Genomic DNA, 21,069 nt, shown 5'->3' on the forward strand with positions numbered 1-21,069 from the left:
CACACATCAACCTAGCGAGAACTGACACGCCATGCGAATTACTGCCGCTGTATTGCGCGAGGTGGGCAAGCCGTTCCAGATCGAAGAACTGGAGCTGGCGCCACCGCAACAAAACGAGGTGCTGGTGAGGACCGTCGCCAGCGGCATCTGCCACAGCGACTACTCGATCGCCCACGGGGTGCTGCGCGCGCCGATGCCCATCGTGCTGGGCCATGAAGGCGCCGGCATCGTCGAGCAGGTCGGACCCGGCGTCACCCACCTCAAGCCCGGTGACAAGGTCATCGGCTCGCTCACGCCCAGCTGCGGCGAATGCGTCATGTGCAAGGAGCATAAGCACTTCATGTGCGTGCAGATGGGCGCACTGCTCAACAACTGCACCTACATCGACGGCACCACGCGCCACAAGACGCTGGATGGGGAAGACGTGTACGCCATGTGCGGCCTGGCCTCGTTCGGCTCGCACATGGTCATGCCCGCAGGGTCGGCCATCAAGGTGCCGGACGATACCGCGCTGGAGTCGACCTGCCTGATCGGCTGCGGCGTCACCACCGGCGCCGGCGCGGCGCTGAACACGGTGAAGATCAAGGCTGGCGACGCGGTGGCCGTGGTCGGCTGCGGCGGCGTGGGCCTGTCCATCATCCAGGGTGCGCGCATTGCCGGCGCAACCACCATCATCGCCGTGGACCCGATGCCCGAAAAGCGCGAATTGGCCAAGCGCATGGGCGCCACCCACGTCGTGCATCCCTTTGAAGAAAACGTGCAGCAGACGGTGCGCAAGCTGACCGGCGGCCTGGGCGTGCATTTCGCGTTCGAAGCCCTGGGGCGCGTCGAAACCATGGAGCAGTGCTGGGGCCTGATCCGGCCCACCGGGCGCGCGGTGATCGTGGGGATCGCCGCACTGAATCAGTCGGTGCGCCTGCCGGCCGCCGGACTGCTCGCGGAGTACGAAATCCAGGGCAGCTGCTATGGCTCGTCCTCGCCCGCCGTGGACATCCCCCGTTTTGCGGCCCTGTACAAGCAGGGCGATCTGTTGTTGGACGAAATGATCACCCAACGCATCGGCCTGCACGACATCAACCGCGCCTTCGAGGAGATGGGCCGCGGTGAAGGCGCCCGCTCCGTGATCATGTACGGCTGATCGCGCGCGATCAGCCGCGAAACTGCACCCACGAATTCAGGCCGGTGGCACACCGGCGGAGACGATCAAGACATGAAAACCAAAGCAGCCGTGCTGTATGCCATCGGCGAACCCCTGGTCATCGAGGAACTGGAGCTCGAAGCCCCGCGCGAGAACGAGATTCTCATCCGCTGCGTGGCCAGCGGCATCTGCCACAGCGACTACTCGGTGCGCGACGGCACCCTGGGCCTGACCCTGCCCGCGGTACTCGGCCATGAAGGCGCCGGCATCGTCGAGGCGGTCGGCAAGGGCGTGACCCATGTCGTGCCGGGCGATCACGTCATCGTCTCGCTCACCCCGCAGTGCGGCGTCTGCGTGTTCTGCAAGGAAGACAAGCCCTATCTCTGCGCGCAGATGAGCAAGGGTCTGACCAAGGGCCTGCAGCCGGATGGCAGCAAGCGCCTGAAGAACAGCAAGGGCGAAGAGATCGGCCAGTTGCTCGCGCTGGGCACCTTCTCCGAACGTGCGGTGGTGCCGGCCGGCACGGCGATCAAGGTTGCGTCCAACGTACCGCTGGAATCGGCCTGCCTGATCGGCTGCGGCGTGACCACCGGTGTGGGCGCCGCACTCAACTCGGTGGCAATCACGCCCGGCGACAGCGTCGCGGTCATCGGCTGCGGCGGCGTGGGGCTGTCGATCATTCAGGGTGCGCGCATCGCGGGTGCGACCACCATCATCGCCATCGATCCCATCGCCGAAAAGCGACAGCTCGCCCTCGATGTCGGCGCGACCCATGCGCTGGACCCCACCGGGGAGAACGTGGTCAAGCAGGTGCGCAAGATGACCGGCGGCGGCGTGCACTTCGCCTTCGAGGCCCTGGGCCGCAAGGAGACCATCGAGCAGGCCTGGGCCATGCCGCGGGTCACCGGCACCGCGGTCATCGTCGGTGTGCCGAAGAAGGACACCATGCTCGACCTGCCGGTGCTCGGTTTCTTCGGCGAGAAGCATTTCAAGGGCTCGGCCTATGGCAGCAGCGTGCCCTCGCGCGACATCCCGAAATACGTGGACCTGTTCATGAGCGGCGAACTGAAGCTCGACGCGATGATTACCCGGCGCATCGCGCTGGAACAGGTCAACGAGGCGCTCGATCAGATGGGCCGCGGCGAAGGCGCACGCTCGGTGATCGGATTCGGCTGATGACGGTCAAGCTCGACATCTCCGGCGGCATCGCGCGCGTCGTGCTGGCGAGGCCGGAGCGGCTCAATGCCTTCAGCGACGAGATGAAGGACCGGCTGATCGAAATCACCCGCCAGTTGCAGCTCGATGCCCGGGTTCGCGCGGTGCTGCTGTGCGCCGAAGGCCGCGCCTTCTGCGCGGGTGGTGACATCGACACGATGGGCGCTTCGGACGTGCTGGCGGCGCGAGCGCGCATCCAGCACGCGCATCGCACGATTCTCGGCCTGGCCAACCTCGACAAGCCTGTGGTCGCAGCGGTGCGCGGGCCGGCGCTCGGCGTGGGCTTCAGCCTGGCGCTGTGCAGCGATCTGCTCATCGCATCGACGACCGCGCGCTTCGGCGTCGTATTCAAGAAGATGGGCCTGGCACCGGACGGCGGCCTGGCCTACTTCCTCTCGCAGTCCATCGGCGCGCGCCGCGCAAAAGAACTGATGCTCTCGGCACGGATGTTCGGTGCCGAAGAAGCACGCGACCTGGGCCTGGTCGCCGAGGTGGTGGACGACGACACGCTGGATGCGCGGGCGATGGCCGTCACCGAAGAACTGGCGTCGTCGGCCACCTTTGCCCTGGCCATGGGCAAACGCATGTTCCGCGCCGCAGGGCCCGGCAGCCTCGAAGATTTTCTGGAACTCGAGGCCCATGCACAGGCCCAGGCCGCACAGACCCAGGACCACCGCGAAGGGGCGACGGCCTTCCGCGAGAAGCGCGCGCCGGTCTTCTGCGGGTGTTAGCCGTGACCACCCCGCAACCACCGCACGACGTCGCGGTCCTTGCCGAATTCTCTATTGATTCAAGGAGTCACCATGTTTCAACTCGACCCCGAACTAGAATCCTTCCGTGAAGACGCCCGCAAGATGGCCGAACGGGCCTTTGCAGCCAAGGCCGCCTACTGGGACGAAGAGGAAATCTATCCCACCGAAAACCTCAAGCTGCTGGCCGAGCTGGGTTATCTCGGGCTGGTGATACCGGAGGAATACGGCGGCTCCGGCGCGCCCATCATCCAGGGCACCATCCTGCTCGAAGAGATTGCGCGGGTCTGCTTCAACACCGCGCTGGTGGCACAGGTAGGCATCAACGGTCCGTCGCGGGCGATCACCATTCTGGCCAACGAGGAACAGAAGAAGCGCTGGCTGCCGGGCTGCGTCAGCGGCGAGAACATCTTCGGCATCGGCATCAGCGAGCCGGGGGCCGGCTCGGCGATGACCGACATGATCACCAGTGCCACGCCCGACGGCGATCACATCATCCTCAACGGCCAGAAGTGCTTCTGCACCGGTGGCCATGTGGCGACGCACATCCTGGTGTTCGCGCGCTGGGGCAAGACCCAGGGGCCGCGCGGCATCGGCGCGCTGGTGGTGGAAAAGGGCACGCCAGGCTTCGAGATCGGCCATCCGGGTCCGAAGATGGGCGGGCGTGGTGTGGCGGAGGTGGAGCTGTTCTTCGATCACTGCCGGGTGCCGGTGGAGAACCTGATCATGGCCGGCGACCCGAATTCCACGCGCAGCTTCAAGCGCCTGATGAGTTCCTTCGGCCCCGAGCGCGTCGGCAATGCGGCGATGTGTCTGGGTGTGGCCCAGGGCGCCTACGAACTGGCGCGCAGCTATTCGCTGGAGCGCAAGCAGTTCGGCAAGCCGATCTGTGAATTCCAGGGCATCCAGTGGAAGGTCGCCGACATGGCCACGCAGATCCATGCCGCGCGCCTGATGATCTATCGCGCCGCAACGAATCTGGTGGACGGTTTTCCAGACCCGCTGGAAGCGGCCTACGCCAAGCTCTACGCCAACGAGATGGTGCAGCGGGTGACCAACGAGGCGCTGCAGATTCACGGCCATTACGGTTTCACCCGCGAGTTCCCGCTGGAGCGCATGGTGCGCGACTCGCGTGGCTTCTCGCTGGGTGGCGGCACCACGGAAATCCTTCGCAACACCATTGCGGCCATGGTCTACGGCCGGGCGTTCGACCAGCGCGCGGGCAGCTGAAACGTCCCGCTACCGCCGAACGCACATTCCAATAAAAAATCTGTCGAGGAGAACCCTGCATGAGCACCATCGAGCAGTTTGATGCCATCGTGATCGGCGCCGGCATCGCCGGCATGTACCAGTTGCACCGCCTGCGCAAGCTTGGCATGACGGTGCGCGTGTTCGAAACCGGCGACGGTGTTGGCGGCACCTGGTACTGGAACCGCTATCCCGGCGCGCGCTTCGATTCCGAGAGCTACAGCTACGGCTATTCCTTTTCCGAGGAAATCCTCAAGGAATGGAAATGGAAGGAGCACTTCTCGCCGCAGCCCGACAACGAGCGCTACCTCAACTTCGTGGCCGACAAGCTCGATCTCAGGCGCGACATCCAGTTCAACAGCCGCGTGACGACCGCACGCTACCTCGAGGACGACAATCTGTGGGAAGTCGAACTCGAAGGCGGCCAGCGGGCCCGCGCGCGCTTCCTGATCACCGCCATCGGCGTGCTGTCGGCATACAACCTCCCCCGCATCGAAGGCATCGACAGCTTCAAGGGGCAGTCCTGGCACACCGCGCGCTGGCCCAAGACGCCGGTGGACCTGAAGGGCAAGCGCGTGGGGGTGATCGGCACCGGTGCGACCGGCGTGCAGACCATTCAGGAGGTGGCCAAGGTGGCCGGGCAGCTCAGCGTGTTCCAGCTCGACCCCAACTGGTGCGCGCCGCTGAACAATGGCCCGATCACCGACGAAGAGCAGGCAGACATCCAGCGTCGCTACCCGGAAATCTTTCAGGCCTGCGCCACCTCGTTCGGCGGCTTCGTCCACAACTTCCAGTCGCGCCCGTTCGCCGAGGTGCCCAAGGAAGAACGCCTGAAGCTGTACGAGGAGCTCTATGAAGCGCGCGGCTTCAGCATCTGGCTCGGCAACTTCATGGAAACCCTCATGGACCCGGCCGCCAACGCCGAAATCACGGAGTTCATCTCCAACAAGATTCGCGCACGCGTCAAGGACCCGGTGACCGCCGACAAACTCATCCCCAAGACGCACGGCTTCGGCACCAAGCGGGTGCCCATGGAAACGAACTATTACGAGGTCTACAACCAGGACAACGTCGAACTCGTCCACCTGCCCGACAACCCGATCGAGCGCATCACACCCAGCGGCGTGAAAACCCGGGATAGCGAGTATCCACTCGACGTACTGATCTTCGCGACCGGATTCGACGCGGTGACCGGCGCGTTCAAGCGCATCGACATCCGCGGGCGCGGCGGCCAGAAACTGACCGAAAAGTGGAAGAACGGGCCGGAGACCTACCTCGGTCTGCAGATCTCCGGTTTTCCCAACCTGTTTACCCTGGTCGGTCCCCACAATGCCGCCTCCTTCTGCAACATTCCGCGTTGCATCGAACAGAACGTCGACTGGGTCAGCGACTGTATCGGCCACATGCTGAAGGCAGGAAAGGAACGCATCGAGACCACTGCGGAAGCCGAGCGCGAATGGACCCGCCATGCCTATGAGGTCACTCAGGGCCTGCTGTTTTCAAACGACGCCTGGTTTATCGATACCGAAACCGCCGACGGCATCCCGCGGTTTCTGGTCTACATCGGCGGCACCCCCAACTACCGCATGAAGTGCGACGAGGTCGCCGCCAAGGGCTACGAAGGGTTCGTGCTGCGATGAACGCCGCCGTCGCCAACCCTCCCCTGCCATTTGCCTTTACCGCTGAGCAGCAGCAGTTCCGCGACAGCATTGCGCGCTTCTGCCGCACGCACGCCCCCACCGCACGGACGCGCCAACAGATGGCCAGCGACACCGGCCTGGACCGCGAACTGTGGACCGGCCTGTGCAGCGAGCTCGGCCTGTCTGGCGTGCAGGTGCCCGAATCGCTCGGGGGCCAGGGCTTTGGTCAGGTCGAACTGGGCATCGTGATGGAGGAACTGGGGCGCGCAAACGTCTGCGCGCCCTATCTGGCCTCATCGGTATTGGCGGCCAACGCGCTGGTGAACGCCGCCGCGCCCGCGCCAAGGGCCGAATGGCTGCCGCAGCTCTGCGACGGCACCCAACTCGCCACCCTGGCGGTGGCCGAAGCGGACGGCCACTGGGCCCCCCATCGCACCACCGTCGCCGCCCGCAAGACCGACAAGGGCTGGCGCCTGGACGGCGTGAAAACCTACGTGCTGGACGGCCATGTGGCCGATCTGATTCTGGTGGTGGCCCGCGCCCCCGGCAGCCATGACCACGAAGGTCTGTCGCTGTTCGGGGTGCGCGCGGGCACGCCCGGCCTGCAGGTTCGCGCGCTCAACAGCCTCGACCCCACACGGCGTCTGGCCCGCGTGGCGTTCACCGGCGCCGAGGCGCTGCTGCTCAGCGAGGAAGGCGCCGCCGCCCCAGGTCTTGATCGGTCCATGGATGAATCGCTGGCGGCGCTGTCGTCCGAGATGGTGGGCGGCGCCCAGGCCCTGCTCGACGCCACGGTGTCCTACGCCAAGATGCGAATCCAGTTCGGGCGACCCATCGGCAGCTTCCAGGCCATCAAGCACCGCCTTGCCGACCTGCTGCTGGACGTGGAGTTTGCGCGCTCGGCGGCCTACCGCGCCTGCGAAGTGGCCGCCGAAGATCCTTCCCCGCTGCGCGACGTCGCGTCCGTCGCCAAGGCGCTGGCCTCAGACGCCTTCATGCTCGCCGCGCGGGAGGCCGTACAGCTCCACGGCGGCATCGGTTTCACCTGGGAACACGACACCCACCTTTACTTCAAGCGCGCCCAGAGTTCGTCGGTACTGCTCGGCAGCGCCGCCGAACATCGTGATCGCTACGTGCTGAGCCTGGCAGCGCGCACCGCCGGAGACCGCCCGTGAGCACCCCCACCGAAGCCTCCGTGCGCGAAGAAGTCCGCGCCTGGCTGGCGCAGAACTGGAGTCCCGAACTGGGACTGGCCCAATGGCGCCGCCGGCTTATCGAGTCCGGCTGGGGCTGCCCGTCCTGGCCAGCGGAGTGGTTCGGCCGCGGGCTGCCGCCCGCGCTCGCGGCGGTGGCGGAGGAAGAGATGCGCGGCGTCGGCGCCATCAGCGTCGCGCAGTTCGGCGTGCGCCTGCTGGTGGCCGCAACCCTGCTCGAACACGGCACCGACGATCAGAAGCGCCGCCTGCTGCCGCGCCTGCTGACGGGCGAGGACACCTGGTGCCAATTGTTCAGCGAACCCGGCAGCGGGTCGGATCTCGCCGGCGTGACCACGCGGGCGACCGAGGACGCCGAGGGCTGGACCGTGACCGGCCAGAAGGTCTGGACCACCAGCGCCCAGCACGCGCATTACGGCATCCTGCTCGCGCGCACCGACTGGGACGTGCCCAAGCATCGCGGCCTGAGCTTCTTCGTGCTTCCCATGCACCAGGCCGGCGTGGAAGTACGACCCCTGCGCCAGATGAACGGCTACGCCTCGTTCAACGAGGTCTTCATCTCCGGCGCGCGCATCGGTCGCGAGGGACTGGTCGGCAAGCTCGGCGAGGGCTGGAAGGTGGCGCTGACCACGCTGGCGCACGAGCGGCGCATGGCGGATTCCATGCGCAACTGGGGTCGGCTGCAGCTCGGCGAGGGCCGCATCTACGCGGAGCTCAAGACCGAATACGCGGCGGTGATGGAGCCGTACAAGTGGTACGCACAGCGCGCCGGCCGCGCCGACCTGCTGCTCGAACGCGCCCAGCGTACCGGCCGTATCGAGGACGCCGTGGTGCGCCAGGACATGGCGCGCGCACTGATGATCGAGCGCGCCAGCGAGTGGACCGCGGCGCGCGCGCGCGCCGCACGCGCCAACGGCCAGCCGCCGGGAGCGGAAGGCTCGCTGGGCAAGCTCGCGGCCAGCAACGTCGCCCGTGCGTGCGCGCGGGCACATGCCAGCATCAGCGGCGCGGAGTCGATGCTGGCCGGCGAGGATGGACCGGAGCAGGGACTGATCGCCGAGATCCTGGTCTCGGTGCCCGCCTGCTCGATTGCCGGCGGCACCGACGAGATCCAGCGCAACATCATCGCCGAGCGCGTGCTCGGCCTGCCCAGGGAACCGGGCGGCGACGCCGACATCCCGTTCCGCGACGTGCGCCGGAATTCCTCCGGCACCCGGTAATCAGGAGAGACCGATGATTCTCGATCCCATCATCCGCGCCTCGCGCGCGAAGACCTTGCGCAGCAACGGCGAGTGGCGCGACATCCCGCTGCTTCGTTACTTCGACGAGGCCGTCGCGGCATGTCCCGACCGGGTTGCCATCCACGATTTTCGCGAGGGCTCGGCGCCGCGGTCGATCACGTATCGCGAACTTGACGATGCCAGCCGGCGCATTGCCGCCAACCTCGTGCGACTCGGCGTGCGGCGTGGCGACGTGGTGTCGTTCCAGTTGCCCAACTGGTGGGAATTCGTGGCCATCCACCTGGGCTGCCTGCGCTGCGGCGCGGCCAGCAATCCGCTGATGCCGATTTTCCGCCAGCGCGAGCTGTCGTTCATGCTCGCGTATGCGCAGTCGCGCGTGATCATCGTGCCCACGCTGTTCCGCGGCTTCGATCACGCGGCGCTGATCCGTTCGCTCAAGCCGGGGCTGCCACAACTCGAACATCTGGTGGTGGTCGGTGAGGAGGGCGCCGAAGGTTTCGAGAATGTCCTGTTGGCACCCTGCGACACGCCGCCCGTCGAACCGCCGCTGTCGGCCGACGAGGTGGTGCAGGTGCTCTACACCTCCGGCACCACTGGCATGCCCAAGGGGGTGATGCATTCTTCCAACACCCTGCTCGCCAATGTGCGGCCCTACGTGGAACGGCTCGGCCTGAATGGCAGCGATGCGGTGTTCATGGGTTCACCGCTGGCGCACCAGACCGGATTTCTCTACGGCATGTGGCTGCCCATCGTGCTGCAGACCACGCTGTCGCTGATGGACGTGTGGGACAAAGAGCGCGCCTGGTCGATCATCCAGGCGCAGAAGTGCGGCTTCACCATGGCCGCTACGCCGTTTCTTGCCGACCTGATGACGGCAAGCAACGCGCCGCCGGCCACCGAGGTGGCGCTGCGCATCTTTGCTTGCGGCGGCGCGCCGATTCCGCGTGCGCTCGCCGAACAGGCGGTGGCGCGCCTCGGCATCAAGCTGCTGTCGGTCTACGGCATGTCGGAGAACGGCGCCGTCACCGTCACCGCGCCGGATGCGCCGCCGGACAAGGTGTTCAGCGCCGACGGCTCGCCCCTGCCCGGCGTGCGCGTGCGCGTGGTGGATGCCGAAGGCGCCGAACTGCCCCGCGGCGAAGAGGGTCGGCTGCTGATCCACGCGCCATCGAATTTTCTCGGCTATCTGCTCAAGCCGGAGGCCTACGGCATGGATGCCGAAGACTGGTTCGACTCCGGCGATCTCGCGCGCATGGACGCCGACGGCTACATTCGCATCACCGGGCGCAGCAAGGACATCATCATCCGGGGTGGCGAGAACGTGCCGGTGGTGGAGGTGGAGAACCTGCTATACCGGAACCCGGCCATCGTCGATGCGGCGGTGGTCGGCATGCCGCACCCGCGCCTGGGCGAGACCGGCTGCTGCTTCGTGAGTCTGAAGCCGGGCCAGAGCTTCGATCTGGCGGCGCTGCGTCAATACCTGGACGCAGCCGGCATGACGCGCAGCTACTGGCCCGAGCGCGTGGAGATCGTCGAGAGTTTCCCGCGCACGGCGAGCGGCAAGATCCAGAAATTCCAGTTGCGCGAAACCGCGCGGCAGCTTGCTGCGGAAAACGCGAAGCCCTGATGTCATTCCACGCTGCCCGACGCTGAGCAAGACCCGATGCCCGGACCCCTGCTGGGCGTGCGCGTCCTCGATCTGACCACGGTCCTGATGGGGCCCTATGCCACGCAGATCCTGGCGGACTACGGCGCCGATGTGCTCAAGGTGGAGCCGCCGGAGGGCGATGGCACGCGCGGCATCGGCCCGATGCGCTCGCCCGGCATGGGCGCGATCTTCCTCAACGCCAATCGCGGCAAGCGCAGCATGGTGCTCGACCTCAAGCGTCCCGAGGCGCGCGCCGCGCTGCTGCGCCTGGCCGAGAACATGGACGTGTTGATCTACAACGTGCGCCCGCAGGCGATGGCGCGGCTGGGCCTGTCTTACGAGGAAGTGCGCGCGGTCAATCCGCGCATCGTCTACGTCGGCGTCTTCGGTTATGGCCGCGCCGGTCCGTATAGCGATCGTCCGGCCTACGACGACCTGATCCAGGGTGCGGCCGGCCTGCCGGCGCTGTCCCTGATGGCCGGCAGTCCGACACCGCGCTACGTGCCCACCACCATCGCCGACCGCACGGTCGGACTCAGCGCCGTCGGCGCGATTCTCGCCGCCCTGCTGCATCGCGAACGCAGCGGCGAGGGCCAGAGCGTGGACGTACCGATGTTCGAGACCATGACGCAGTTCGTGATGGGCGATCACCTGGGTGGACGTAGTTTCGTACCCGCCGAGGGACCGGCCGGCTACGCGCGCCTGCTGGCACACGAGCGCCGGCCCTACCCGACACGCGACGGCCACATCTGCGCGCTGATCTACTCCGACCGGCAGTGGAAAAGCTTCTGCGAGCTGATTGATCGGCCGCAGATGTTCGCCAGCGATCCGCGGCTCGCCAGCCTCACGACGCGCACGCAGCATATCGACGCGCTGTACCGATTCGTGGCGGAGCAGATGCCGACGCGCACCACCGCCGAATGGATGCAGGCGCTGGAACAGGCCGATATCCCCTGCATGCCGATGCACACGCCCGACAGCCTGCTCGACGATCCGCATCTGCGTGCCGTGGGCTTTTTCTCGCAGGTCGAACATCCCAGCGAGGGCACCCTGCTGTCGATGTCCGTGCCCAGCACTTGGTCGCAAAGTCAGCCGGGCTGCTCCCGCCCCGCCCCGCGCCTGGGCGAGCACACGGCCGAGGTGCTGCGCGAACTCGGCTACGACGAGGCGGCGATCCTAGCCCTCACCCTACGCAGACCTGCGGCCACCGCCGCCGCGAAGGGAGCGACATGAAGACCATCGGAATCGGCTTTCACTTCGAGGACCTGCCCGTCGGCTTCCGCTTCCGCAGCGCCGGCCGCACGCTGGCCGAGGCCGACCTCGGCAGTTTCGTGAACCTGACCTGGCTCACGGAGGAAGTCTTCACCAACCACGCCGCGCGCGAAGGCATGTCCCTGCCCGCGAAGGTCGTGCCCGGCGTCCTGGTCATGAGCTTCGCCGAGGGCCTGCTCACACCCGCCATCCAGCACACGGGCCTCGCCTTCCTGCATGCCGATCTCGACGTGCGCGCGCCCACCTGCGTGGGCGATACCATCCACGTCGAGTGCGAGGTCATCGAGGCCCGCACCACCTCCAAGGGAGACCGCGGCCTGGTTCGCAGCCGCAATCGCGTGGTCAACCAGCACGGCCTGGATGTGCTGGTGTACACGCCGCTGCGCCTGCTGCGCCGACGCGACGCCGCCTGATCCATCCAACATAGACGACACACCCAGACGTACCTATGCCCATCGAACGACACGAGCGGTTCCCGGAAATGCGCGACGCGCTGCGCGACCTGTGCAGCCGCTTTCCCGACGAATATTTTCTGAAGATCGACGAGCAGCGCGGCTACCCGGAAGCCTTCATCAAGGCGCTGACCGAAGCCGGCTGGCTGTCGGTGATGATTCCGCAGGAGTACGGCGGCTCCGGACTGGGGCTGGCCGAGGCCTCCGTCGTCATGGAGGAGATCAACCGTTGCGGCGGCAATGCCGGCGCCTGCCACGGCCAGATGTACAACATGAGCACCTTGCTGCGTCACGGCTCGGAGAAGCAGAAGCAGTTGTACATGCCGAAAATCGCACGCGGTGAATGGCGCCTTCAGTCCATGGCCGTGACCGAGCCGACCACCGGCACCGACACCACCAAGCTCAAGACCACGGCGGTGAAGAAGGGCGACCGTTACGTGGTCAACGGCCAGAAGGTGTGGATCTCGCGCCTGCAGCATTCGGAGCTGATGATCCTGCTCGCGCGCACCACGCCCATCGACCAGGTGAAGAAAAAATCCGAGGGCATGTCGATCTTCATGGTGCATCTCGACCAGGCGGTGGGCCACGGCATGGAGATGCGCCTGATCCCGAACATGGTCAACCACGAGACCAACCAGGTGTTCTTCGACAACCTGGAGATTCCCGAGGAGAACCTGATCGGCAAGGAAGGCCAGGGCTTCAAGTACATCCTCGACGGCCTCAATGCCGAGCGCACCCTGATCGCCGCCGAGTGCATCGGCGACGGCTACTGGTTCGTCGACCGCGCCACCCGCTATGCCAATGACCGCGTGGTGTTCGACCGGCCCATCGGCCAGAACCAGGGCGTGCAGTTCCCCATCGCCGAGTCCTTTATCGAGGTCGAGGCAGCCAACCTGATGCGCTGGCGCGCCTGCGAGCTGTTCGACACGCACCAGCCCTGCGGCGCCGAGGCCAACATGGCCAAGTACCTGGCCGCCAAGTCCTCGTTCGAAGCCGCCAACGTCTGCCTGCAGACCCACGGCGGCTTCGGCTTCGCGTCGGAATACCACGTCGAGCGCAAGTTCCGCGAGACGCGGCTGTACCAGGTGGCGCCGATCTCCACCAACCTGATCTTCTCCTACGTGGCCGAGCACGTGCTCGGCCTGCCGAGGTCGTTCTGATGCTGCCGCTGGATGGCCTGCTGGTCGTCTCTCTTGAGCACGCCATCGCAGCACCGCTGGCAACGCGACACCTCGCGGATCTTGGCGCGCGTGTCATCAAGATCGAACGGCCCGAGGGCGGCGACTTCGCCCGCGCCTATGACCAGCGCGCGCGGGGGGTAGCCTCGCATTTCGCCTGGTGCAACCGCAGCAAGGAAAGCCTGACGCTGGACGTCAAGCACCCGCAGGCTCATGCCGCGCTGATGAAGCTGGTGGCCAAGGCCGACGTGCTGGTGCAGAACCTGGCGCCCGGTGCGGCAGCGCGGCTGGGCCTGTCCTATGAATCCCTGTCCGCGCTCTATCCGCGCATCATCGTCTGCGACATCTCCGGTTACGGCGACAGCGGGCCCTATGTCGAGAAAAAGGCCTACGACCTGCTCATCCAGGCCGAATCCGGCTTCCTGTCGATCACCGGCACCGCCGACGCACCGGCCAAGGCCGGCAATTCCATCGCCGACATTTCCGCCGGCATGTACGCCTACAGCGGCATCCTCGCGGCGCTGCTGGAGCGCGGCCTTACCGGCCGCGGCCGGCGCGTGGACATCGCGCTGCTGGAGTCGATGACCGAGTGGATGGGTTACCCGCTGTATTTCGGACTGGACGGCGCCGCACCGCCGCCGCGCAGCGGCGCTGCGCACGCCACGATCTACCCCTATGGCCCGTTCAAGGCCGGTGATGGCGGCAGCGTGCTGCTGGGCGTGCAGAACGATCGCGAGTGGAAGCTCTTTGCGCGAGTCGTCCTGCAGCGTCCTGAACTGGCGGACGACGAGCGCTTCGACGGAAACGCGTCGCGCGTGGCACATCGCGAGCTGATCGACCAGATCGCAACGGGATCCTTCGCCAACATCACCATCACCGAACTCGTGCGCCGCCTCGATGAGGCCGGCATCGCCAACGGCCGCATCAACGACGTGCACAAGGTCTGGAACCACCCGCAACTCGCGGCACGCGGCCGCTGGGACCGGGTGCCGATTCCGGGCGGAGAAATTCCGGTGCTGATTCCGCCGGGGCGGCGCGATGCCGACGATGTCCGGCTCGGCCCGGTGCCGGCCCTCGGCGAGCACACGCGAGCGATCCTGCAAGAACTTGCGTACAGCGACGCCGACATCGCCGACCTGAGCGCAGCCAACGCGATCTGAACCCAGCGCCCTTTCCGCCCCCCTTCAAAGAACCGCATATGACTCTCACCCTCACCCCCGCCGCCGACCAGGGTGCCGAACTCGCCCGCTTCGCCGCCGAGGTTTCCTGTGCCCGCATTCCCGCGCACGTTCTGCGCCGCGCCGAAGATCTGTTCCTGGACTGGATGGCCTGCGCACTAGCCGGCCGCAGCGGCGAATCGGTGCAGGCATTGGAGCGCTTCGTCGAGCGCCACGCCAAGCCCGGCGACGCCGAACTGTTGACCTCGCGGAAGCGCGTCGATCCGCTGTTCGCCGCCATGCTCAATTCCGGCGCCTCGCACATGGTCGAGCAGGACGACGTGCACAACGGCTCGGTGTTCCACGCCGCCGCCGTGGTGTTCGGGCCGGCACTGGCCCTCGCACAGTCGCGCAAGGCCAGCGGCGCGCAAATGCTGGAAGCCATCGTCGCCGGTTACGAGGTGGGCATCAGGGTCGGCGAGTTCCTGGGCCGCGCGCATTACAAGCGCTTCCACACCACGGCGACGGCCGGCTGCGTCGCGGCCGCCGCCACCGCCGGACGCCTGCTCAACCTGAATGCCGAGCAGATGGCCTGGGCCTTCGGCAGCGCCGCGACGCAGGCCGGCGGGCTCTGGGAATACCTGCGCGAGGGCGCACAGTCCAAGCAGTTGCATTGCGCGCATGCCGCGATGGCCGGCATCACCGCCGCGGAACTGGCTGCCGACGGCTATACCGGCGCGCGGCGCGCGCTGGAAGGCGCCGGCGGCATGGGTGCCTCGATGTCCGAGGGTGCAGACCCGGCGAAGCTGGTCGATGGCCTGGGCACGCGCTGGACCCTGGCCGAGTCCTCCTTCAAGTTCCATGCATCCTGCCGTCACACGCACCCGGCCGCCGATGCGCTGCAAAAGCTCATGCAACGCGAACATCTCAAGCACGAGGATCTCGCCGACGTGCTGTGCGGCGTACACCAGAGCGCCATCGACGTGCTAGCGCCCATCGTCGAACCGTCCTCCGTGCATCAGTCCAAGTTCTCGATGGGCACGGTGCTGGGTCTGATCGCCGTGTTTGGCCGCGCGCAATTGCCGGATTTCGACGAGCACTACCTGGACCCCAAAGTGGTCGCGGTGCGCAAGAAGGTGCGCATGACGCTCGATGCGGAAGTCGAAGGCGCCTACCCCGCGCGCTGGATCGGCAAGGTCTGGGTCAAGACCACCGACGGCCGCAGCTTCGAAGCGCGTGTCGATGAACCCAAGGGCGATCCCGGCAACACGCTCAGCCGGCCGGAACTCGAGGACAAGGCGCAAAGGCTCGCGTCCTACGCGCGCGGCGCAAGCGAACGCGAGATGAAGGCGATCATCCAGCGGGTCTGGAATCTCGAACACGAGACCAGCGTCCAGGACTGGCTGACGTGATCCCCGCGCGCAGCTACCTGTTCGTGCCGGGCAACCGCTGCGAACGCATTGCCAGGGCCATCGCCAGCGGTGCGGACGCGGTGATCGTGGACCTGGAAGACGCGGTGCCGCCGGCCGAAAAGGACGGCGCGCGCGCTGCGGTGCTCGCCAGTCTCGATGCTGCGCGACCGATCTGGCTGCGCATCAACGGCGAGCAGACCCCTTGGTTCGAGGCGGATCGCGCGCTGTGCGGACTGCCCGGCATCGCCGGCATCGTGCTGCCCAAGGCCGAATCCGGCGCGCTCGTCACCGAACTGCACAGCGCCGCCTCGCGCCCGGTGCTGCCGACCATCGAAAGTGGCCTGGGCCTGGCGCGGCTGGATGCCATCGCCACGGCGAAGGGAACCGAGCGCCTGGTGTTCGGCAGCATCGACCTGCGCCTGGACCTGGCCATTCCCGGCGATGAGCCGGTGCTCGATCCCTACCGCATGCAACTGGTGCTGGCCTCGCGCCTTGCCGGCCTGCCCTCGCCCGTGGACGGCGTGACCACCAGCTTTTCCGATCCGGCCGTGGTCGAAGCGGACACGCGACGATCCGCCTCGCTCGGCTTCACCGGCAAGCTGTGCATCCACCCGCAGCAGATCGCAGCGGTGCATCGCGGCTTCGGCCCGACCCAGGCCGACATTGACTGGGCACGCCGCGTGGTCGCGGCCGACGACAGCGCCGACGGCCGCGCCGTGGCGCTCAATGGCCAGATGGTGGATCGCCCGGTCGTCGAACGCGCCCGCGCCATCCTCGCGCGTGCCAGCTGATTTGGTTTTGCCTTCATCCGCAAGCTGCGGTTTCAACACAGCCCCATCTCACAGGAACTACTGCAAATGACTGCCCCCCTGCTGTTCAGCGTTGTCGACGGCGTCGGCGAAATCGTCCTCAACCGTCCGGACGCCGGCAATGCCTTCGACGAACCCATGCTCGATGCCTGGGTCGCGGCCCTGCAGCAATGCCACGACGATGACGCCGTGCGCGCCGTGCTGCTGCGCGCCAACGGCCGCCATTTCTGCGCCGGTGGTGATCTGCACGACATGAAGCGCGAGCTGGAAGGTCCGCCCTCGATCCACAAGAACAAACTGTGGTCGGGCGTTCATCGCATTCCGAAACTGATGATGCAGATCGACAAGCCGGTGGTTGCCGCGATGCAGGGTGCGGCCACCGGTGCCGGTCTGGACATGGCGCTGCAATGTGATTTCCGCGTGGCCGCCGCCAACGCGCGCGTCGCGGCGAGCTACGTCAAGATCGGCCTGGTCCCCGGCGATGGCGGCGCATGGCTGCTGCCCCGCATCGTCGGCCTGCCGCGCGCGCTGGAGATGCTGCTCACCGGCGATTTCGTCGAAGCCGAGGAAGGCCAGCGCATCGGCCTGTTCAATCGCGTGGTGCCGCTGGCGGATCTGGAGAACGAGGCCCGTTCACTGGCGCGTCGTCTCGCCGACGGCGCCGCCACCGCGATGCGTCTGACCAAGCGTGCGGCTTACCAGGGCCTGCACCTGGACTTCACCACCCACCTCGACCAGGTCTCCTCGCACTTCGTGCTCGCCGCCAAGAGTCCCGAGCATCGCGAGGGCGTGAACGCCTTCCTGGAAAAGCGCAAGCCCAACTTCAAGGTCTGAACCGGAAACGCAACCGGGTGGCTGCCAGCCTCAGGCCTGGCCGGCCATCTGGCGCTGTCGCTTGATTCCTGAATAACGGTACAGCCCCAGGCCCAGCGCCGCCACGCCGAGAAACAGCAGGTAGTGCCCGTAGTGCTTCGGCGGGATGCCCACGCTGAACGGAAAGCGCGAGACGTATTGCCCCTTGTCTCCGGCCGTCACCAGGCCCACGAACTTCCCCGGCGTGGTGAAGCTGTATTCGAGCGGCACGCTGCCCGATGCGTAGACCTTCGGCGGCAGGTGCGCCACGGTCACCACGTCGAGTCGGCTCTCGTCGCCGGTGTCGCGGATGATGCGCACCTCGATCGGGATTTCGCGCAGCTCCGGTTCGATCGCGTCCATCACCACGATGGTGTGGCCGACCTTGGGAATGTCCTCGCAGAACTCGCGGTTGCCGTTGATCTCCGGCTGGTAGCCGGTGAAGTGCAAGTTGAACGGTCCCAGGCGCAGCTTGCACATGTCGTCGTCTATCGACAGCCCGCCGTGCGCGCTTGCCGCTTCACACAGCGCGAGCCCCAGCACCGCGCCCCAGGTGATGAGCGTGGAGCGCAGCCATCTGAAATCCGCACGATTCTGCATTTTCGCGAGCCGCTCTCAGGGAGTCTGCGCGAGTTGCAACTGTGTGAAGACAGGAATGATCGGACCGAACACTTCCGCCATGTGCCGCTGACCTTCCGCGTCGAAAAAGAACAACATGCCGCCGACGCGGCTGTCCACGTTGGTCAGGAAACTCACGAGCCGCTCGATCTCCCAGGCCGCATCGGTGGCCTCGATGCGCAGCGTTCGCTTCTCGCCGGGCGCGATCGGCGAGTCGTCGCTGAGCTTGAGACCGGAACCCGCAACGAGATCTTTCGGGAACGAGGGGTCCACCCCGGCGAGGGCAACGTCGAGCGACTTGTTCAGAAAGCGCAGATTGGCGGTGGTGAATTCCCCCAGGCGCATCGGGGAGTCGGACTGGTTGGTGATCTCAACGTCCAGCCGCAGGCTGCGGCCCGGCACGTCGTAGGTTGCATCCTTCATCTCGACCGCCACTAGGGACGGCGCCTGCGGTAGCGGCTTGGTCTTGAACGAACCCGCCTGCAGCGGCACCACGTATTCATATTTTTGCGTGGTGTAGCGATAACCGCCGATCACCAGCACCAGCACCAGCACCAGCATCCCTGCGGCGACACGATCGTCGGTGCGCGTGATCAGCAAGTCCTCGCGTCCCTTCCGGATGACATTCCAGCGTGGCACGATCAGCGGCCGGCGGATCCACCAGACGATCCAGGCCACGGCGAGCAGCGCATAACCGGCCTGCCACCACTGCACGCGCGCGACGCCGTAGTGCTGGAGATCGTCGATCACCTCGCCGGTCATGGTCGTGACGGGCAGCTTGTAGTCCGCCGCACTGCCGGTGACTTCGACCCAGTGACCGGGCCCGACGATGGGACCGGCGCCGTGCACATTGAGCACCGGATGCAGGTGCCAGCGGCCGGGAATGCGGCCGGCCATCACCAGCTTGAAGCGATAGTCGCGGCCGATTTCCAGTTGACGCACCGACTGCTGCGCCGGCGCGTCGTTGATGTACGACTCCACGCGCGTCATCACCGCGCCGGGTGAGGCGTTGGACAGAAACGCCAGTTCCGGCTTGGACGCGGCATCAGGCCAGTCCGTGAACAGATGAAACTTGCCCTCCACCGTCACCTTGTCGTTGACGCCGATCTTCTCGCTGGACCAGGTCATGTCGTACCAATGCACGGTGCGCGTGCGGATATAGGGTTCGGTGGCTCGTTCGCCGTGCGCGGCGACGGGCAGCGGAAGCAGCGTGCTCGCGGCCGTCAGTGCAGCGAGCAGGAGCGACAGGCCAAAGCGCCGAAGTGGCATGCGGTGCAGACTCACGGTGCCGCTCCCGGCTGAGCGCCCGGAGCATCCGCAGCCTTCCCCTTGGCGCCGTAAATCGACTTGAAGCGCTCGCCCACCGGGAAAAAGCGTGCGTTGCAGGCGAGCACGCCGAGGCCCCAGAACATGTAGTAGAGGAAGATGCACACGAACGCGGAGAAGAACGCCGACACCCAGGTCGGCGTGTCGCCAAAGGTGCGCAAGGTGCCGCGTTCGATGATGCGGATGTACTCCGGCGTGCCGGCGCGTGGGAAGGTGTAGCCGATCAGGTCCGCGACGGAGGTCATGTCGCCCATGTTCATCACCGGCTGAAAATAGCCGGCCATGTAGATCCAGTTGGCCGGATAGAACAGCAGGCCATACAGCACCGCGCCGAACGCGCCGGTCACCAGCCAGCTCCGCGACAGCACCAGGATGGCGTCGAGCACCAGCGCGCCCATCAGGCAGGTTCCCGGCACGACCAGGCTGATCGGGAAATAGGCCAGCCCCTGCCAGCTGTGGTAGCGCACGATCCAGGTGCCGAGCAGCAGCAGCAGCAGGCTCGCCGTGGCTCCTACGGGGAGCCGAAACAGGTTCCAGAAAATGGCCTGGAACGAGGCGGCCATGATGATGGTGGTGATCGGGATGATCAGGATCCAGTACTGGCGATCCTTCCAGTCGATGAAGAAATCCCAGTCGCCACCGAGCAGCAGGAAGCTGATGTGCGACACCGACCAGATCAGGAAGGCAGCGACGATGATGATGAGCAGGTCCAGCGTGCGCGACCAGCGGATCGCCTGGGGCGACAGCTCGGAGACTTTCAGAATCGCGCGATCATTGGCAGTCATGGGCCCGCTCCTCATATTTTTTGAGTCGATCTAGGTCATCGCCGACCGGCGCGCTGGGAGCGCAACGCCGGAATCAGCCCCGTTTCGGACGACAGCGTTTTGGTTTTGGGTATCGCGACCCGCTTGGGGGTCGCGACCCGCGATGCGAAGTTGCGACTCAGGCCGGGTCTGCGCTGTCTGCCGGACCGCCGACTTCCTTGAACAGCTCCGCCATGCGGCCGATCACCTGGATGAACAGGCCACCCAGGGCGAGACCGGTCCAGCCCAGAATCGGAAAGCCCCAGTGCAGGGGATGGCTGAAGATTTCCTCGGTCATCCAGAACGCATGACCCCACTCGTTGAAACCGAGGTTGGGCAGAATCAGACCGGGGCCGAGCACCGCCATGATCAGCGGCACCGAATAACCACGCGCGAACGCTGGGATGCGCGTGGTCGCATACAGCAGGCTGCTCACGCCGAACACGATGTACATCGGCACGCAGGCGTAGAACACCACGATGTGACTGGGCGTGAGCGCGGTATCGCGGATCACAGTCTGGTGCCAGGTGGCATCGCCTTCGCCGAAGAAGCTGGCGATCCACAGGAACGAAAACGTGTACATCATGAACCAGGCGATGAGGCCGAAATAACGCTTCAACTCCGTCTCGCCGCTCATGTTGTCCATGTCACGGTCGCGGGTGAACCACAGGTACAACCAGATGCACAGGCCGCTGCCGAAGATCAGCGGAACTTCGATCTGGAACAAGGTGATCCAGTAGGTCGCAAATTCTGGCGAGGTGGCATCGAGTCCGTACTCGAACGAGAAAGCGCCCTGGTAAAGGCGAAAACCGGCGTAGATTGCGAGCAACAACCCCCAGCCAATGGCAACGGGGCCCAGGTTGAATATCTTCTCCGCCTTGGGTGCACTGGGCACGCGGGCGGAAGAGATTGACGACGCTTGGATCGACATGGTGGTTCTCCTGATCAACGGGTAAAAAACGGGCCGAAACCGGCCGGGCACACCGGGCCGACGTCGCGCGCCGGACACACAACCGGGGAAAAGCGAGGGCAAGGAGCAACCGCTTCGACGCAGTGCGCGATACGTGCCGACAAACGGGCCGATCGATTGATTGATT

Annotated in this window: 19 protein-coding genes; 15 read left to right on the forward strand and 4 right to left on the reverse strand. The window is 66.1% G+C overall.

From position 1 onward, the window contains the following. The first annotated feature begins 31 nt into the window (after positions 1-31). The 15 genes from ACOOHP_RS10335 (at position 32) to ACOOHP_RS10405 (ending at position 17,207) form a co-directional block, all read left to right on the forward strand. Complete coding sequence (locus ACOOHP_RS10335; RefSeq protein ID WP_420466339.1) at positions 32-1,138, forward strand: Zn-dependent alcohol dehydrogenase; 1,107 nt, start codon at positions 32-34, stop codon at positions 1,136-1,138. Between the two features lie 72 nt (positions 1,139-1,210). Continuing rightward, entirely contained in the window at positions 1,211-2,314 is a 1,104-nt protein-coding gene (locus tag ACOOHP_RS10340; protein ID WP_420466340.1) for a zinc-binding dehydrogenase, read from the forward strand. Continuing rightward, positions 2,314-3,084, forward strand: a complete 771-nt coding sequence (locus tag ACOOHP_RS10345) for an enoyl-CoA hydratase/isomerase family protein (protein ID WP_420466341.1) — start codon at positions 2,314-2,316, stop codon at positions 3,082-3,084. The genes ACOOHP_RS10340 and ACOOHP_RS10345 overlap by 1 nt, the downstream gene beginning before the upstream one ends. Before the next feature lie 72 nt (positions 3,085-3,156). After that, positions 3,157-4,332: an acyl-CoA dehydrogenase family protein gene (locus ACOOHP_RS10350; protein WP_420466342.1), complete on the forward strand. Its 1,176-nt coding sequence runs from the start codon at positions 3,157-3,159 to the stop codon at positions 4,330-4,332. A gap of 59 nt (positions 4,333-4,391) precedes the next feature. After that, complete coding sequence (locus ACOOHP_RS10355) at positions 4,392-5,990, forward strand: flavin-containing monooxygenase (RefSeq protein ID WP_420466343.1); 1,599 nt, start codon at positions 4,392-4,394, stop codon at positions 5,988-5,990. Next, positions 5,987-7,165, forward strand: coding sequence for an acyl-CoA dehydrogenase family protein (locus ACOOHP_RS10360; protein ID WP_420466344.1), 1,179 nt, complete (start codon positions 5,987-5,989; stop codon positions 7,163-7,165). Before ACOOHP_RS10355 ends, ACOOHP_RS10360 begins: the two co-directional genes overlap by 4 nt. Next, positions 7,162-8,424 carry an acyl-CoA dehydrogenase family protein gene (locus ACOOHP_RS10365; RefSeq protein WP_420466345.1) on the forward strand — a complete coding sequence of 421 codons (1,263 nt, stop codon included), beginning with the start codon at positions 7,162-7,164 and terminating at the stop codon, positions 8,422-8,424. The genes ACOOHP_RS10360 and ACOOHP_RS10365 overlap by 4 nt, the downstream gene beginning before the upstream one ends. Before the next feature lie 13 nt (positions 8,425-8,437). Then, positions 8,438-10,072 carry an AMP-binding protein gene (locus ACOOHP_RS10370; RefSeq protein WP_420466346.1) on the forward strand — a complete coding sequence of 545 codons (1,635 nt, stop codon included), beginning with the start codon at positions 8,438-8,440 and terminating at the stop codon, positions 10,070-10,072. A 36-nt stretch (positions 10,073-10,108) separates the two neighbouring features. Further along, positions 10,109-11,326, forward strand: coding sequence for a CaiB/BaiF CoA transferase family protein (locus ACOOHP_RS10375; RefSeq protein WP_420466347.1), 1,218 nt, complete (start codon positions 10,109-10,111; stop codon positions 11,324-11,326). Further along, entirely contained in the window at positions 11,323-11,778 is a 456-nt protein-coding gene (locus tag ACOOHP_RS10380; protein ID WP_420466348.1) for an FAS1-like dehydratase domain-containing protein, read from the forward strand. The genes ACOOHP_RS10375 and ACOOHP_RS10380 overlap by 4 nt, the downstream gene beginning before the upstream one ends. 35 nt (positions 11,779-11,813) lie before the next feature. Continuing rightward, the gene (locus ACOOHP_RS10385; RefSeq protein ID WP_420466349.1) at positions 11,814-12,977 is read left to right on the forward strand and encodes an acyl-CoA dehydrogenase family protein; all 1,164 of its coding nucleotides are present in this window, start codon (positions 11,814-11,816) and stop codon (positions 12,975-12,977) included. Continuing rightward, positions 12,977-14,155, forward strand: a complete 1,179-nt coding sequence (locus ACOOHP_RS10390) for a CaiB/BaiF CoA transferase family protein (RefSeq protein ID WP_420466350.1) — start codon at positions 12,977-12,979, stop codon at positions 14,153-14,155. The genes ACOOHP_RS10385 and ACOOHP_RS10390 overlap by 1 nt, the downstream gene beginning before the upstream one ends. A 38-nt stretch (positions 14,156-14,193) precedes the next feature. Continuing rightward, positions 14,194-15,564 carry an MmgE/PrpD family protein gene (locus ACOOHP_RS10395; RefSeq protein ID WP_420466351.1) on the forward strand — a complete coding sequence of 457 codons (1,371 nt, stop codon included), beginning with the start codon at positions 14,194-14,196 and terminating at the stop codon, positions 15,562-15,564. Further along, entirely contained in the window at positions 15,552-16,355 is an 804-nt protein-coding gene (locus ACOOHP_RS10400; RefSeq protein WP_420466972.1) for an HpcH/HpaI aldolase/citrate lyase family protein, read from the forward strand. The genes ACOOHP_RS10395 and ACOOHP_RS10400 overlap by 13 nt, the downstream gene beginning before the upstream one ends. 66 nt (positions 16,356-16,421) lie before the next feature. Continuing rightward, positions 16,422-17,207, forward strand: coding sequence for an enoyl-CoA hydratase/isomerase family protein (locus tag ACOOHP_RS10405; RefSeq protein ID WP_420466352.1), 786 nt, complete (start codon positions 16,422-16,424; stop codon positions 17,205-17,207). 30 nt (positions 17,208-17,237) lie between these two features. Here the strand turns inward: ACOOHP_RS10405 and ACOOHP_RS10410 are convergent, their stop codons facing one another. From ACOOHP_RS10410 to amoC, 4 genes are all read right to left on the reverse strand, one after another. Then, positions 17,238-17,825: a hypothetical protein gene (locus ACOOHP_RS10410; RefSeq protein ID WP_420466353.1), complete on the reverse strand. Its 588-nt coding sequence runs from the start codon at positions 17,823-17,825 to the stop codon at positions 17,238-17,240. 15 nt (positions 17,826-17,840) lie between these two features. Continuing rightward, a complete protein-coding gene (gene amoB, locus ACOOHP_RS10415) occupies positions 17,841-19,127 on the reverse strand; it encodes a bacterial ammonia monooxygenase, subunit AmoB (RefSeq protein ID WP_420466354.1) in 1,287 nt (428 codons plus the stop codon). Continuing rightward, positions 19,124-19,954: a methane monooxygenase/ammonia monooxygenase subunit A gene (locus tag ACOOHP_RS10420; protein WP_420466355.1), complete on the reverse strand. Its 831-nt coding sequence runs from the start codon at positions 19,952-19,954 to the stop codon at positions 19,124-19,126. Before ACOOHP_RS10420 ends, amoB begins: the two co-directional genes overlap by 4 nt. Positions 19,955-20,111: 157 nt before the next feature. Then, positions 20,112-20,903, reverse strand: coding sequence for a bacterial ammonia monooxygenase, subunit AmoC (gene amoC / locus ACOOHP_RS10425; protein ID WP_420466356.1), 792 nt, complete (start codon positions 20,901-20,903; stop codon positions 20,112-20,114). Positions 20,904-21,069: the final 166 nt, after the last annotated feature.

It is taken from the genome of Panacagrimonas sp. (assembly GCF_965216805.1).
In the GTDB taxonomy this organism is placed as follows: Bacteria; Pseudomonadota; Gammaproteobacteria; order Nevskiales; family Nevskiaceae; genus Panacagrimonas.